Raw genomic sequence first — 14,944 nt, forward strand, 5'->3', positions numbered from 1 at the left:
GTACTCAGTTCCTACTCAGGCGAGGTCGTGCGGCCCCGGCCTTCGCGGGCACACCCTAGGCGTCCGTGAAGAGGGGATCATAAGGAGTGCTCGTGCGGCGCGCCGACATGAAGGAGACGAAATCGCCCACGAAGGCGCTCCGGCCGTAGGTCCCGTCGCCGGTGGCGAGGTCGCGGTGAAAGGCGGTACGGAAAAGCGCCCGGTACTCGTCCGCGTCGATGATGTCGTTGCCGTCCCCGTCGGCCGCGTCGAAAAGCACCTCGGCGACGCGGATCAGCGCAGGCCCGGCGAGGGAGGGGACGGCGGCGGCGTACTCTGCGGCGCTGACCCGGCCGTCACCGTCCGTGTCGAGGGCTGTCTGCAGTTCGTGCCACCAGGCGGCGAAGGCGTCGTAGAGTCGCGTCTCCTCCGGTTCGTCCAGGTCCAGGCGCGTGGACAGTTCCCGGGCCATCGCCGCGAGGTCCGGCCAGTCGAGGTGGCCGTCGCCGGTCTGGTCCAGCACCTGACGGAAGAACTCCTCCGCCGAGCGTCGGCCCTCGCCCGTGTGCGCGGACGCCGGGACCGGATCGGGCACACCGCCCAGCGGGGTGATCAGGCGGAGCAGGGCCGACGCGCGTTTCATGCGGCTGCGCAGGGCGGCGACGGTCCGGGCGCGAGGGTCGTCGCTACCGGTCGAGAGCGTCAGCAAGTCGATGATGTTCTCCGCGTTGAGCCAGCCCTCGGGCAGGAAGCGGGCCAGTCCGGCGGCGAGGTAGGCACCCCGCATGAGGGTGTCGGCGCCGGGCATCTCCGGTAGCCCGGCCCGGCGTCGGTACGCCTCGGGGAGCGAGGCCACGGTGATCGCGCCGAAGAGCGGCCCGGCGACGGCCCGGCCCGCCGCCCACACGGTCGGCGCTCCGTCGAGCAGTGCCGGGGCGGGCAGATGGTCGAAGAGCCGGTACAGGATGATGCGGGCCGCCTCGGTGTTCTCCAGCTCGTTCTCCACGACGCGGTCGAAGTAGGCCCAGAAGTCGTGGAGTTCCTCGGGGAGTTCCGTGGCGTCACCGTCGAGCGCGGCGAGGAACGCGCGGTACTCGGCGTACATCCGTTCCATCGTGCGCTGCTCCAGGGGCTGGCCGCTCAGCCGGCACATCGTCACGGCGCTCTCGAACAGGGTGGCGATCACCCAGGCGCGAGTGGCGCGGTCCATCGCGTCGTAGGCCCGGCCGCGGGGGTCCGTGCCGCTCATGCGCGCGTGCAGCCGGTTGAGCCGGGCGGCCTCCCGCTCGCGTACCACGGGGTCGCCGCTGTACATGCGCCGCATGCTGAGGAAGGTGTTGCGGAGCCGGCGCCAAGGATGGGCCACGAAGGTGGAGTTGTCGAGGAGGGCCGCGCCGATCTGCGGGTGGGCCGCCTCCAACACCGTCGCGCGGATCATGGCGAGTGCCCAGCGCGGGTCGTCGAAGAAGGTTTGGAACTGCGTACCGGGGCCGAACAAGGGCGGTTCCTCGTCGGTGTGCGGAGTGTCGGCGCGGATCGTGTCCGAGGTCATCGTGGGTCTCCGTTCGTCTGGGGAGGCAGACTGCCGAAACGGCGGTCGCGGCGCCGGTAGGTGTGCAGGCAGTGCAGGAAGTCGGGGGCCCGGAAGTCCGGCCAGAGCACCTCGGGGAAGGTCCACTCGGCGTAGGCGACCTTCCAGAGCATGAAGTTGGAGATGCGCTGCTCGCCGGACGTACGGATGACCAGGTCCACGTCCGGGGTGTCCGGGAACGGCAGATGCTGGGCGAAGAGGCTTTCGGTCACCTCGTCAGCGGGCGTCCCGTTCCGGATGAGCGATCGGGCGGCCTCGACGATGTCCCGGCGACCGCCGTGGTCGAAGGCCACGGTCAGCGTCATGCCTCGGTTGCCGTCGGTCAATGTCGTCAGGTCCTCGAAGTCCTGCGCCAGTTCGCGGGGGATGCGCGGGTCGGTGACCCCCAGGAATCGGCAGCGGACACCGCGGGCGAGCAGGAAGGGCGCGTGCTTGCGCACTACCCGACGGACCAGGCCCATCAGGTAGTCGACCTCCGCTCCGGGCCGGTTCCAGTTCTCGGTGGAGAAGGCGTACAGGGTGAGCCATTCGACGCCCGCGGACCTGGCCGCCTCGATGACCTCGATTACGGTGGCTTCGGCGGCCCGGTGGCCGGCCGACCGCGGCAGTGCACGCCGCTGGGCCCACCGACCGTTCCCGTCCATCACGCATGCCACGTGCCGGGGCACCGTGCGCGCGGGGTCGTCGCCGCGTTCTCGCTCGGTCGGCCCGTCCCCCTGCCCTGCGCGGTTCCCCGGCGCGCGGCGTCCGCCGGACAGGCCGCTGCGGGCCACCGCGCCCGACGCCGCCGCCACACCTGGAGCGGCATTTCCGGCCGCGCTGTGCTCGTTCACACTCACCCCGCCTCGCCCACGCCCCCGACCGGCATGTCCCCTGCTGGAAGTCTGGCAGCGGCAAAGACGCCGACAGGCCCGCACGGACTGTTCATCACCCTTGGCGCGTATGTTCGATCCCTTCCGTTCGAGTCCTCCGGTGACGGCGACCGCCGAGGCATCCGCACCGCCGAGCCGCCACCACCCGCCGACGGACGCATGGGCACCGGACCGCGTCGACGGATCGGCGGACGCGAGCGCTGCCCACGCCACGCAGGGGCAGCGCTGCGGATCGACCGGGACGGGCGTGAATGCCCGACGACGACCTGGCCCTCACCGTGCTCGCCGCATTGAGCGGTACGGGAGGAGGAGCACCCGCCGCCTGCACTCATGCAAGCCCCAGGACCCCGCGGTGCGCCGCGGCCCGCTGCCGACGTCACACATGGTCGCCCGCTTCAGCCGGTGGCCGAGAGCCTGCCGCTGCGTCGTCATGGACACGGGGGAACCGGGCCGCGGACTGGGGGCAGCACACGACCTCGCCTCAGTCGCGGCCGCGGACCTGCTGGGCGCGTGGCGCCCCGTCGGTTGGCTTTGTGCACGAGTCGTGACGGCGGTTGTACACGGGTTTGGGAGGCGCCCGTTTCCACGGTCGGGTGATGTTCACGAGTTTTGAAGGCAGCGGGGTGCTTGCCAGGACAGCATCGGGGTGTTGCCGGTGAAAGGTCCTGGTCATGCCGCAGATGTCGAAGGTCGAGCTGTACGCGGCGATCCGGCGGGACCACCGGGCCGGCGTGACGATGCGGGAGTTGGAGCGCAAGTACAACGTCTCCTGGCGGACGGTGCGCAAGGCCCTGGACTCCGCCTGGCCGGAGCCGCGTAAGCCGCTGCCGCCGCGGCCGTCGGCACTCGATCCGTACAAGTCGGTGATCGACGAAATCTTGCGGGCGGACCTGGATGCGCCGCGCAAGCAGCGGCACACGGTCACCCGGATCTTCCACCGGCTGGTGGAGGAACACGCCGCCGAGGTGTCGTATCCGATGGTCAGGCGCTATGTCGTCGACCGGAAGCCGCAGATCGCGGTGGAGGCGGGCAAGGCGCCCATTGAGGCGTTCGTTCCGCAGACCCACCCGCCGGGCATGGAGGCGGAGGTCGACTTCGGCGACGTGGCCGTGCGACTCGCCGGCCAGCTGGTGACCTGCTACTTGTTCTCCTTCCGCCTGTCGTATTCGGGCAAGGCCGTCCACCGGGTCTTCGCCTCGGCAGGGCAGGAAGCCTTCTTCGAGGGGCACGTGCATGCACTGCGGGTGCTGGGCGGTGTCCCGCGGGGCCGGGTCCGTTACGACAACCTCAAGGCCGCCGTCGCCCAGGTGCTGGGGCTGAGCCGGGCGAGGGTGGAGACCGACCGGTGGATCGCGTTCCGGTCGCACTTCGGCATCGAGAGCTTCTACTGCCGCCCCGGCATCGACGGCGCCCACGAGAAGGGCGGGGTCGAGGGGCAGATCGGCTACTTCCGCCGCAACCACTTCACCCCGGTGCCGGACGTTTCCTCGCTGGCTGAGCTGAACGAGATGGTCGAGCAGTGGGACCTGCACGACGGCCGGCGCCGGATCGGCTCGCGGCCGCGGACCATCGACGAGTACTTCGCCGTCGAGCAGCCGCTGCTGCTGCCGCTGCCGACCGAACCGTTCGAGACGGGGCGGGTGTTCACTCCCAGGGTCGACCGCTACAGCCAGATCACGGTTCGCACCAACCGCTACTCGGTGCCCGTCCGTCTGATCGGCAAGCGGGTCCGCGTCGTGCTGCACGCCTCTCACCTGGTGGTTTACGACCAGAACGTGGAAGTCGCCCGGCACGAGCGGCTGATCGCCAAGGCCAGCTGCCGCCTGGAGCTGGACCACTACCTGGAAGCCCTGATCCGCAAGCCGGGCGCCTTCCCCGGCGCCACCGCTCTGGAACAGGCCCGCTCGGCGGGCAAGTTCACCCCCGTGCATGACGCCTGGTGGGCTCAGGCGCGCAAGGTGCACGGCGAGCGGGACGGCACCCGAGCACTGATCGAGGTGCTGCTACTGGGCCGGCACATTCCACACGAGCACCTGGTCGCCGGGCTGGCCACCGCCCTGCGGGCCGGGGCCCTGACCGCGGACGCGGTCGCGCTTGAGGCCCGCAAGGCCGCCCAGGCCGACGATGTGCCGTCCGCCCCCGGCCGACCCGCAGGCAGTGGCTCCGGGACGTCGGGGACCGTGACGTTCCTGCACGAGTGGAAGCTGGCCCACCTTCCGCCGGACACCAGGCCGCTGCCCTCGGTGACCCCCTATGACCAGTTGCTCCGACGCCGTCGCGCCAGCGGCGGCGCCCACCGAGAGGAAGAAGCCCAGTGACCCTGCCCCGCCAGCGTGGCTTGACCGAGCAGGCCGCCGACGCCGCCATCGACACGGCCTGTCGCATGCTGCGGCTGCCGTCGATCCGCAACGAGTTCTCCGACATCGCCGACCGGGCGGTGAAGGACCAGATGACCTACCGCGGCTTCCTCGCCGAGCTGCTGATGGCCGAGTGCGACGACCGGGCCCGCCGCCGCTCGGAACGGCGGATCAAGGCAGCCGGATTCCCAAGGGAGAAGTCCCTGCGGACCTTCGACTTCGATGCCAACCCGAACATCGACCCGGCCACTATCCACACCCTCGCCTCCTGCGAGTGGATCAAGAAGGGGCAGCCGCTCTGTTTGATTGGCGACTCCGGCACCGGCAAGTCCCACATGCTCATCGCCCTGGGCACCGAGGCAGCCATGAGGGGATACCGCGTCCGCTACACGCTCGCCACGAAGCTGGTCAACGAGCTGGTCGAGGCCGCCGACGAGAAGCAGCTGAACAAGACCATCGCCCGCTACGGCCGCGTCGACCTGCTCTGCATCGACGAACTCGGTCATATGGAACTCGACCGCCACGGGGCCGAACTCCTCTTCCAGGTCCTGACCGAACGCGAGGAGAAGAACAGCGTCGCCATCGCCTCCAACGAGTCCTTCGGCGGCTGGACGAAGACGTTCACCGACCCGCGGCTCTGCGCGGCCATCGTCGACCGCCTGACCTTCAACGGCACGATCATCGAGACCGGCACCGACTCCTACCGCCTGGCCACGACTCGTGCACGAGCCGAACAGGTTCAAGCCAGCTGACGAGACACGGCCGCGGAGGCCGTTCCCTGCTGCCGATTGAGCTTCTCCAAGACCCGGTCGCGGAGAAGCTCGTACTCCTCACGGAGCCTGCGCCATTCAGTCACGGGAGGGCGAGGAATCACAATGCCTCCGGTGACGATCTCCTCTGGCCCGAACTGCTCGCGAGTGAGGTCGATCTCCATGCCCATGCCCAGGCGGTTCCACCAGTGGTAGTCCACACGCTCTCCGTTGACATGGACCTCCCCTCGGATCAACTCGCCTCCCATCAGGTCATTGAGCACCATGGCGGTCACTCCGCATTGGTCCCGGGCCGGGTTGTCCTCGGTCCAGCGCGATCGGAACTCAGGCGTGCACGTCTCGGCACTCCAACTGCTGCGAACGGCTCGTTCGATGTCGGTGAGAAGCAACGGTGTCATGCCGGCGATCCTGCCAGCAGACACTGACAACGGCCGGACGCTGGCAGACACGGCAACCGGCTGCTGCCTTCAAAACTGACGAACATCTCCTCGCTCCGCGGTCCCCGACTGCCTCCGCAACTCATCGACAAACGCTGTCGGTGAACATGCACAAAGCCAGTCGGTGGATCTCATGACCGACCGCGTGGGCGTCGCGAGCGTGCGGCGTGGGGGGTGTTCTTGCGTGCGCTCATGCCTTTGGCCGCTGCCTGGGTGATGTTGCGGGCCATGCCGCCGAAGACGACGGCGTGGAACGGCGACACGGACCACCAGTAGGCGTGTCCCAGCAGCCCGCGAGGATGGAACAGGGCGCGCTGCCGGTAAAGGGTGTGGCCCTCGGCGTCCGTTTCGACGTACATGTCCAGCCAGGCCAGGCCCGGCAGTCGCATCTCCGCCCGCAGGCGCAGCAGACGGCCCTGCTCGATCTCCTCGACCCGCCAGAAGTCCAGCGAGTCACCGACCCGCAGGCTTTCGGCGTCGCGTCGTCCGCGGCGCAGGCCGACCCCGCCGACGAACCGGTCCAGCCAGCCGCGCACCGCCCAGGCCAGCGGGAAGGAGTACCAGCCGTTGTCGCCGCCGATGCCCTCGATGACCTTCCACAGCGCCTGAGGCGAGGCGCTGACCGGCAGCTGCCGTTCGTCCTGGTAGAGACTGCCGCCGGCCCAGTCGGGGTCGGTGGGCAGGGGATCGCTGGGGGCTCCCGGGACGGCCGCGGACGACCAGCGCGTGGCGACCTGCGCCTCCCGTACCCTGCGCAGGGCCAGTTCCAGGGCTTCGTCGAAAGGTAGGGGCAGGCCGGGAGGATCAGGCACGTACCGGGCGATGTCGTGCTCGCCGCAGACGACCTCGTGACGCAGCGACTCGGTCAGCGGCCGGGCGAGGGAGGCGGGAACAGGGGTTACCAGGCCGACCCAGTAGCTGGACAGCCGCGTGGGCAGCACCGGCACGGGCACGATGAGCCGGTGCCGCAGCCCGGCCACGACGGCGTAACGGCGCATCATGTCGAGGTACGTCAGGACGTCCGGTCCGCCGATGTCGAAGGCTCGGTCGACGCCGTCCGGCATGGTCGCCGAGCCCACCAGGTAGCGCAGCACGTCACGCACCGCGATGGGCTGCGTGCGGGTGTGCACCCAACTGGGGGTGACCATGACCGGCAGCCGCTCCGTCAGGTAGCGCAGCATCTCGAACGACGCGGACCCCGATCCGATGACCACCGACGCCCGTAGCACGGTGGCGGGCACGGGGCCCTCGAGGAAGATCCGTCCCACCTCGGCCCGGGAACGCAGATGCGGTGAAAGCGACTGCTCCGGTACTCCGTGAGGAGTGAGCCCGCCGAGGTAGACGATGCGCCGTACCCCGGCAGCGTGCGCCTGTGCGGCGAAGATGCGGGCCGAGCGGCGATCTGTGTCCTCGAAGTCCGCACCGGAGGCGAGCGCATGCACCAGGTAGTACGCCACGTCGATGCCGCGCAGGGCGGCGGCGGCCGACTCGGCGTCCGTGACGTCTCCGCGTACCGTCTCGACATCCCCCGACCAGGGGTGATCGCGCAGTTTTTCCGGGGAGCGGGCCAGGCAGCGCACACGGTGGCCGGCCTGGAGCAGTTCCGGCACCAGGCGCCCGCCGATGTAGCCGGACGCTCCGGTGACGAGACAGTGCAGTTGCTCGGCCTTCGGGAGTCCGTCGCCGCTCACGATGCTCCTTCCGATTCGCCGACGCGACGGTGTGACCGCGTCTCACGTCCGATCATGGCCGCAGGAGCATCACTGCGCCCGTCGCGGCGACGCTTCCGGTGGCCTCGACGTGGAAGCGGCGACCACCGGGCTTCGCTGCCACGGCGAGCCGGGCCCCACCTGACGGGACCGGTCGTCCTCTGCCGAGGACGCCGGTCGGGACGGACCGGCCGTCCACACGACCGCCACCTAATCAGACGCACCGGTGGATGCAAGAACGGCAGCCGGTGCCCGGAACCCGGCCGGAGGAACGGGTGTGTCCCCGGGTACATGGCCGGAGACCCCTTGCCGTCGACGCCGGTACGGCGCACCGTGCTCCTGCGCCGCACAGCTCCGACTCCGGTATCCGCCCGGGCGGCCACGCGCCGATCTCGGTCACGTCGGCGGTCACCCTGGGTTGGCCGGTGAGAACTCCGGGGGCGACCAGCGCAGTGGGCTGGCCCCCTCGGTCTCCACGACGTGCTCGATGGAGAAGCGGACGGTGCGGGCCTCGTCGCCGTAGTGGGTGCGGGCGGTGCCGGAGAGTTGCAGGGTGGTGCCGGTGTCCCAATCGATGAAGAGCAATCCGGCCCGGGCGTCCGACTCGAGGTTGCCGAGGGTGAGGAACATGGCGTTGCCGCGGTAGTCGGGCCAGGCCAGTTCCGTCGGGGAGACCACCTGGACGAAGCCGGGGTTGCCGCCGCGGTGGCTGGCGTCGGCGGTGCCGTCCGGGCCGAGCGTGGCGAGGAAGAACGTGTCGGCCTCGCGCACGCGGGACCGCTGTGCCGGGGTGAGGCGGTCGCCGTGGTGCGGTGTGCCGCTGTGTGCCGTGTCGTCCCGACCGCGCAGCTCCCGTTTCTGCAGGTACTTGGGGCAGTTGGAGAAGACCTCGTCGGCATCGATGGACAGGCCTCGCGGCCCCAGGGTGGCCGTGCCGTTGAGACGCATGCGCCGACGCGTCCGTGGGTCAAGAGCGATGGTGCCGACGGGGGCGCGGTCCCCCTCGGCGAACGCCGTGCCGAGTGGGTCGTGGGCGGGGACGCCGCCCACGACCAGGACCGTGGTGGCGCCGGTGGCCCGGGCGAAACCGGGCGCACCGGTGAGCAGGGAGCTCCACACCCGGCCCGCCTTGTCCGCCGCGCCGATCACCAGCATGGGCTGGAGTGCGAGGAACGCGGCGGCGACCGGGCGGATGTCCGGTCCGACGGAACGCCCGACGTGCTCGGCGGCCTCGCGCACCCCGACGCGGATCTGCACCGCGACGGAACCCTCGTGGTAGGTGCGGCGACTGGGCTTCATGATCGGACCGGTCCTTCCGTGGTCGGTACTCCGTGGTCGTGCGGAACGTGCCGCGAAGGCTGCCGGGTTCGGCCGGCCCTGCGCCCGGCCGAACCCTGATCAGAAGAAGCCGCAGGCGGGGCCCTCGACGGTGGCCGCCTGAGCCCCTTCGGCGCCGTCCGCGGCGTAGATCTCCAGACGGGTGCCGTCGGGGTCGCGGAAGAAGATTCCGCCGGATGCCGCGCCCTCCTCGTGGGCCACGACCCCCTCGTACGCGAAATCGACACCGTGTGCGGTCAACGCCGCCTCGGCGGCGCGGACCTGTTCCATGGTCTCGACCTGGAAGGCCAGGTGGTGCAGGCCGGCGCGCGCCGGTGCGTAGGCGTCATCGGCCTGCTGCCACAACGTCAGGGTGAGCTCGCCGTTCCGGCCGAGGAACGCGAAGCGGCGATCCTCATCCTTGCGCTCGCCGAGGACGTCGAAGCCGAGGAGTTGTTCGTAGAAGGTCAGGGACCGTTCGATGTCCGTGACGTTGAGGCCGATGTGGCCGGTGCGCAGCGTGCTGGTCGCCGTCATGGCGTTCCTCTTTTCGTCGGCTTTCTCTAACCGTTGACAGCAATCTTAGAGGTTAGAAACGTGGAGGGCAACTACTCACGTAAAATTGAGGGGTTAGAGCCGAGGGGGGTGGGGCCCGAAGGGAAGTGACAGAGCCATGCCGACATCTGATCCGCGTCCGCTCGTGGGTGAACCCGTTTCGCTGGACCTGCTGAACACGCGCTGGGTCCAGGACGGAGCCCGCCGGGACCTGCTCGGAGATACCCGTGGGCTCGCGGCCTGGCTGACGAGCACGGGCCTCGACGGTCACGACTTCCGTGCCGACGAGGCGACGCTCGCCCATGTGCTCACCGCCCGGGACGCCCTCGCCGTCGTCGTCGACAGCCCGGCCGACCCTGAAGGCGTCCGAGCACTCGACCGCGTCCTCGACCACGGTCGCATTCGCGCCACGCTCGGGCCGGACGGACCGGGGGAGCGGTCCGAGTTCACCGACCCGGCCTGGGGCCCGGCGTGGACGGCCGCACGGGACTACCTCGGGCTGCTCCGCCGGGCGCCGGACCGGATCCGGGCCTGCGCGCACGAGGCCTGCGTGCTGCACTTCTTCGACACGTCACGCAACGGGACCCGGCGCTGGTGTTCCATGGCGCTGTGTGGCAACCGGGCCAAGGCGTCCCGCCACTACGCGCGGGCGAAGGAGGGCTGAGCCTCCGTCCTCTACGTCGACAACGGAGGTGTGCTCATCTCCGCCGCCATACCGTCGAAGGCCCGGCCCGCCGGGCACGGATGAGCTCGCGCCACCTGGGTCGCCACTACAAGCAGGTGACCGGTACGCCCTACAGCCCGGCTGCATTGGCCCCGCACTCAACGCGTCGGCCAGCCCGAGAATTGCTTGCCACCACCGAGGAACACCGTCGACACGGCCACGGGCAGGGCACCGCTATCCCCCTGCCGCCGCTTCGCCCGCAAGCGTAGGCGTCGCACCGGACACCTACCGCCGGACGTTCCGCTCCTGGCGCCGCCCGGCGCGGAGCCCCGTCATAGCCGACCGCCGCCTGGGGCGCGGACAGGGCGAACACGGGGCAACCATCGGGTGCCGTCAGGAGTCTTGCCGACGATCGCACATGATCGTACTGACGAGGAGAGCATCATCACCGCCATACGCAAGACCCTGACCGCCACCGCAGTCGTCGGCGCCGTCCTCGCGGGTTCGGCCGCCTGCGGCACCGTGGAGCAGATCTCCGCGGGGCAGAAGCTCGACCAGGCGTTCGGCAAGCTCGGCAAGGAGAAGACGATCTCCTTCGAACTCGACCTCGACACCGATGCCCGGAGCCTGAAGGCACTGGACGCCTCTTCGAACCCGGAGCCCGGCGAGGAGATTCCCCACGAGGTCGCCGACCTGCTCAGTGACGCGACGATCAGTGTGACGGCGCAGTCGAAGAAGCCGATCGACGAGTCCGGTGAGAAGGACTTCGTCGGAATGGCCATGAAGGTCCGTGCCCATGGGGGCGACATCGTCGAGTACCGGGTCGTCGGTGACTACACGTACATCCGTTCCGACGCGAAGCTGCTCGGCAAGGCCATGGGCACCCCCGTGCCGTCGGCGGAGGACTTGCCCCCGGAGGCGGGCGGACTCAAGAAGGCGCTCGACGGCGAATGGGTGAAGATCAACACCAAGGAGATGGCGGAGACCGCCGCCGAGCCGGGGACGGAGCCCGTGCCGGAGCCCACCCTCGACGCCAGGACACAGAAGCAACTGCTGGACGCGCTCCGTAAGACCGTCGCCCGCGAGGTCGACTTCGAGACCGCCGACGGTGAGGACGGTGCCGAGCGCATCACTGCGACGGCCCCGTTCCGTACATTGGTCGGGGAGCTCCTCGGCGAGATCCGTCCACTCGCGAAGAAGCTGCCGCCGGGCATGGAACTGCCCACGGACGGGGACCTCAAGGAGGTCCCCGATGCCGAGGTCACGGCCGACTTCACACTGAAGAACGGTGAGTTGAGCGAGGTGTACGTCGACCTCGCCGAGCTTGCCGAGAACGTCAAGGTGAAGAAGCTGGGCTTGGTGGTGCGGATGACTGAGGGCCAGACGCTCAGAGCCCCGGCCGGCGCCACCGAGCTGGACATCGAGGAGATGCTGGGCGGGTTCGGCGCCGCGATGATGGGAACGGAGGACTCCGGAGAGGAGGTCGGCCTCCCGGAAGAGGGCTTCCCGGTGGACGCCGTGTAGGCGCACGCAGGGGCCCTGGGGGTACAGAGGTCGTGGCGCGCCCTCCGTGCCGGTTGCCGGTTCCCTCTCGCCGGTGCCGCGGGGAGGCAGGTGCAGGGCACGCAGCGAGGCCCACAGGGCGAGGCGGTGGTCACGCGGCGATGCCCTTGCACGCGACCCGACAGACGCAGGCCGACGAGGTTGCCGGCGTAGGTCGTGGCCAGGACCAGCAGGGCGCCCCCAGGCGCAGTGGAATACCCCCACCCCGCGGCGGCGGCCGTGCACTTCCCACCGATGTGCACCGCAGCAGGTACCCGCCGCGGGGACGGCCCAGTCGAACGACCAGCCCACCAGCCCCACCGGCGCGGTCAGACGCGGCCCGAAGGCTCTGCGGACGAACGCCGCCGCCCCTCCGGCCTCGGGATGCCTGGCACGAACCGGACGGCACCGCCCAGCAGCCACAAGCGATCTTGCTGGCTCGGGCGTCGAATGGTCAACGATCACGAGGTTCACCGACGAGGCCACGATCACGACGCTACGGTCCATCCAACGCAAGCTTGCCGGCACCGCGAGGCCCTACTGCGCACGACATCCGAGCCCTTCACATTGAGTCCCCACCAACGGATGGAGCGGCGTCCGGACCGCCGCGCGAACAAGATCGTGTCAAGAGTTCTTGGGATATCGCCGATCGTCGCACAGAGACTGCCACGAGGGTGTCCACGTCGTCGTCAGACCACGATCTTGGACACCCTCGTTATCGTCTCCACAGCCACCCCTCGGACCACACCACCAGGAGGAACCAGTGTCATATCCGCAACTGCTCACCCCCGAGGAGAAACTCCGCGACGCGAAGAAGCAGTTGAGCCTCCCTCGTATCGTCGTGATCTGCGGCTCCACCCGCTTCATGACTGAGATGAGCGAGGCCGATCTGCGTGAGACCAAGGCCGGGAGGATCGTCGTCAAACCGGGCTGTGACATGAAGTCGCCGCACGCACTTCGGTCCGACCCTGTCGAGGCCGAGGCGCTGAAGGTCCGACTCGACGATCTGCACCGGGCGAAGGTCCGGCTCGCTGACGAGGTGCTCGTAGTCGGCGACTACGTCGGAGACAGCACCCGAGCCGAGATCGCCTACGCCCGGTCGCTGGGCAAGCCCGTGCGGTTCACGCACCCCGAAGTCGCCCCTGACGCATGACCGCCCGCTGCCACTTCGACAACCAGGGCCGGCAACCCGCCGCCTGACCGTCTCCCGGTGACTTCGGCCGCCGCCCACCCCACCTCCTGCAGGCATCCCTTGGATTCGGTCATCCAGTGCTGGGCCTGCTCGCCTTCGGCGATCTCGGTCGCCGTAGCCGTGGCCCGTCGGCCCGCCGGCCCGCCTGGAACTGCTGGAGTCGCTTGATCGTGGCAGCCAGCACGTCACGCGCGTCCGTAGGATCCGCTCCCGCGTCCTCCACACTGACCCGGGCGATACCAGCTGGCCGACCAGCCCTCCCGGCCAGACACACCGCCACCCGGACTCCCGACCTGCCAGAGCCTGGCGTACAGGGCCGTACGCCAGGCTGCCCGGGACGCAGGCAGCCGACGGCCGCCTCAGGCATGTGAAGATCACGTGCAGGCAGCATCCACGGGATTGATCTTGGGCATGCATCGGCCGCACCTCAGTGCCCCACCATGAGGAGAGCCGAGCAGTGAACACCCCACTCGTCACACCCACACCGACGGCGCCGGGCAGTCTTCCCCTGATCGGACACGCCCACCGCCTCGCTCGCACCCCCTTGCCCTTCATGGCCTCCCTGCGAGAGCACGGCAGCGTCGTCCGCATACGTATCGGCACCGCGCCCGCCTATGTGGTCACCGACCCTGCCCTCACGCGCAAGGTCCTGGTCACCGACGCCGCAGACTTCACCAAGGGCGGCAAGATCATCGACGCGCTCCGCGTGTTCTTCGGCGACGGGCTCGCCACCGTGGCTGACGGAGACGTCCACCTGCGCAACCGGCGCCTGATGCAGCCGATGTTCAACAAAGCGCACATCGCCACCCGCGGCGACGCCATGATCGACCAGGTTCAGTCCATGGTCGCCGCGTGGGAAGACGGCGAACACCGCGACGTCTTCGCCGACATGAACAACCTGACACTGGCAGCCTTCCTCGTCGCGCTGTTCGGCACAGACCTGCCGCCCCATCTGCAAGAAGAATTCACCGCCCTCATGCCGGCCATCATGAAAGGAACCATCCGCCAGACCATCCTGCCGCCCTGGGTCAACCGGCTGCCGCTGCCGGCGAACCGCGCCCACGCTGCCCGGGTCGCCCGCCTACGCACCCTCATTGACCAGGCCATCGACCACCACACCAGCCAACTGGCCACCACAACGGCAACGACGACGCAGACCGGATGCCCCCACTCCGACCGCCCCACTGGGCTCTTCGAGACTCTCCTCACCGCACCGGATCCCCTGAGCCGTCAGCAGCTGCAGGACGAAGCCATCACCCTGCTCACCGGAGCCATCGAGACCACCGGTACCACCCTCGCCTGGTCCCTGTACGAGATCAGCCAGCACCCGAATGTAGAACGACGCCTGCGCGCCGAACTCGCTTCTGTCTGCCAGGACCGGCCGCTCCGCTACACCGACGTCGACCAGCTCCACTACGCCCGCAGAGTGCTGCAGGAAGCCGTGCGCAAGTACGGGCCGGCCTGGATGGTGACGCGAACCGCGACCCAGGACACCAAGCTGGGCGGACACTCCATTCCGGCAGGAGCAGACGTCGTTTGGAGCCCGTACCTTCACCAGCACGACCCTGAGGTCTTTCCGCACCCCGATCGCTTCGACCCGGACCGCTGGTCGCACGCAGATGCCACGGCCACCCGTGGATCCTTTCTCGCCTTCGGCGACGGACGACGCAAATGCATCGGTGAGAACTTCGCCTGGGCCGAGCTGCAGATCATCCTGGCCACCATCCTCCAGAACTGCTCGCGCATTCAGCTGACGACGCGACCGCCGCGGCCGCAAGCTTTCGTCACCGTCAAGCCCGACCGTCTCACCATGTCCTTCAGCCGCCCCACCACGTCCGGGCACGAAGACGACGAAGACCAGGCCCACCGCCCGCCCGCCCAACCGAGCACCCGGTGATCCACCAACCGTGAAACGGATGGGCCGTACCCTCCGGCGCGCAGAAGCAGAGCGCCCGGAGG

General features: G+C 69.5%; 12 protein-coding genes. 6 read left to right on the forward strand and 6 right to left on the reverse strand.

Annotated features, from left to right (window positions below):
• Positions 1-55 precede the first annotated feature (55 nt).
• Together IE142_RS14320 and uppS are read right to left on the reverse strand one after the other, a co-directional pair.
• Positions 56-1,531, reverse strand: coding sequence for an oxygenase MpaB family protein (locus IE142_RS14320; protein ID WP_191886105.1), 1,476 nt, complete (start codon positions 1,529-1,531; stop codon positions 56-58).
• Positions 1,528-2,238, reverse strand: a complete 711-nt coding sequence (gene uppS / locus IE142_RS14325) for a polyprenyl diphosphate synthase (RefSeq protein ID WP_191886192.1) — start codon at positions 2,236-2,238, stop codon at positions 1,528-1,530. The genes IE142_RS14320 and uppS overlap by 4 nt, the downstream gene beginning before the upstream one ends.
• Positions 2,239-3,122: 884 nt before the next feature.
• Between uppS and istA the strand changes: the two genes are divergently transcribed.
• Entirely contained in the window at positions 3,123-4,760 is a 1,638-nt protein-coding gene (gene istA, locus IE142_RS14330; protein WP_191886193.1) for an IS21 family transposase, read from the forward strand.
• Entirely contained in the window at positions 4,757-5,551 is a 795-nt protein-coding gene (gene istB / locus IE142_RS14335) for an IS21-like element helper ATPase IstB (RefSeq protein ID WP_191886106.1), read from the forward strand. Before istA ends, istB begins: the two co-directional genes overlap by 4 nt.
• Here istB and IE142_RS14340 read toward each other — a convergent pair.
• The 4 genes from IE142_RS14340 to IE142_RS14355 all read right to left on the reverse strand — a co-directional run bounded on the left by IE142_RS14340 (position 5,539) and on the right by IE142_RS14355 (position 9,569).
• Positions 5,539-5,967 carry a YunG family protein gene (locus tag IE142_RS14340; RefSeq protein WP_191886107.1) on the reverse strand — a complete coding sequence of 143 codons (429 nt, stop codon included), beginning with the start codon at positions 5,965-5,967 and terminating at the stop codon, positions 5,539-5,541. The genes istB and IE142_RS14340 overlap by 13 nt on opposite strands.
• Positions 5,968-6,137: 170 nt before the next feature.
• On the reverse strand, positions 6,138-7,697 hold the full coding sequence (locus tag IE142_RS14345; protein ID WP_191886108.1) for an SDR family oxidoreductase: 1,560 nt from the start codon (positions 7,695-7,697) through the stop codon (positions 6,138-6,140).
• A 426-nt stretch (positions 7,698-8,123) separates the two neighbouring features.
• Positions 8,124-9,014 (reverse strand): pyridoxamine 5'-phosphate oxidase family protein, encoded by an 891-nt coding sequence (locus tag IE142_RS14350; RefSeq protein WP_191886109.1) that lies wholly within the window; start codon positions 9,012-9,014, stop codon positions 8,124-8,126.
• A gap of 99 nt (positions 9,015-9,113) precedes the next feature.
• The gene (locus IE142_RS14355; RefSeq protein WP_191886110.1) at positions 9,114-9,569 is read right to left on the reverse strand and encodes a VOC family protein; all 456 of its coding nucleotides are present in this window, start codon (positions 9,567-9,569) and stop codon (positions 9,114-9,116) included.
• Positions 9,570-9,705: 136 nt separating this feature from the next.
• On the opposite strand from IE142_RS14355, the gene IE142_RS14360 reads away from it, so the two are divergent.
• The 4 genes from IE142_RS14360 (at position 9,706) to IE142_RS14375 (ending at position 14,882) form a co-directional block, all read left to right on the forward strand.
• Positions 9,706-10,251 (forward strand): CGNR zinc finger domain-containing protein, encoded by a 546-nt coding sequence (locus IE142_RS14360; protein ID WP_191886111.1) that lies wholly within the window; start codon positions 9,706-9,708, stop codon positions 10,249-10,251.
• Between the two features lie 402 nt (positions 10,252-10,653).
• A complete protein-coding gene (locus IE142_RS14365; RefSeq protein ID WP_306432552.1) occupies positions 10,654-11,775 on the forward strand; it encodes a hypothetical protein in 1,122 nt (373 codons plus the stop codon).
• A gap of 781 nt (positions 11,776-12,556) precedes the next feature.
• Positions 12,557-12,946, forward strand: coding sequence for a hypothetical protein (locus tag IE142_RS14370; protein ID WP_191886112.1), 390 nt, complete (start codon positions 12,557-12,559; stop codon positions 12,944-12,946).
• A gap of 496 nt (positions 12,947-13,442) precedes the next feature.
• Complete coding sequence (locus IE142_RS14375; RefSeq protein WP_191886113.1) at positions 13,443-14,882, forward strand: cytochrome P450; 1,440 nt, start codon at positions 13,443-13,445, stop codon at positions 14,880-14,882.
• Positions 14,883-14,944 lie beyond the last annotated feature (62 nt).

It is taken from the genome of Streptomyces mutabilis (assembly GCF_014649815.1).
Classification (GTDB): Bacteria; Actinomycetota; Actinomycetes; order Streptomycetales; family Streptomycetaceae; genus Streptomyces; species Streptomyces mutabilis.

Bases quoted from the DNA above. Each gene is read 5' to 3' on its own strand.
- IE142_RS14355 (WP_191886110.1), bottom strand. From the start codon at position 9,569: ATGACGGCGACCAGCACGCTGCGCACCGGCCACATCGGCCTCAACGTC.
- IE142_RS14340 (WP_191886107.1), bottom strand. From the start codon at position 5,967: ATGACACCGTTGCTTCTCACCGACATCGAACGAGCCGTTCGCAGCAGT.
- IE142_RS14350 (WP_191886109.1), bottom strand. From the start codon at position 9,014: ATGAAGCCCAGTCGCCGCACCTACCACGAGGGTTCCGTCGCGGTGCAG.
- IE142_RS14360 (WP_191886111.1), top strand. From the start codon at position 9,706: ATGCCGACATCTGATCCGCGTCCGCTCGTGGGTGAACCCGTTTCGCTG.
- istA (WP_191886193.1), top strand. From the start codon at position 3,123: ATGTCGAAGGTCGAGCTGTACGCGGCGATCCGGCGGGACCACCGGGCC.
- IE142_RS14320 (WP_191886105.1), bottom strand. From the start codon at position 1,531: ATGACCTCGGACACGATCCGCGCCGACACTCCGCACACCGACGAGGAA.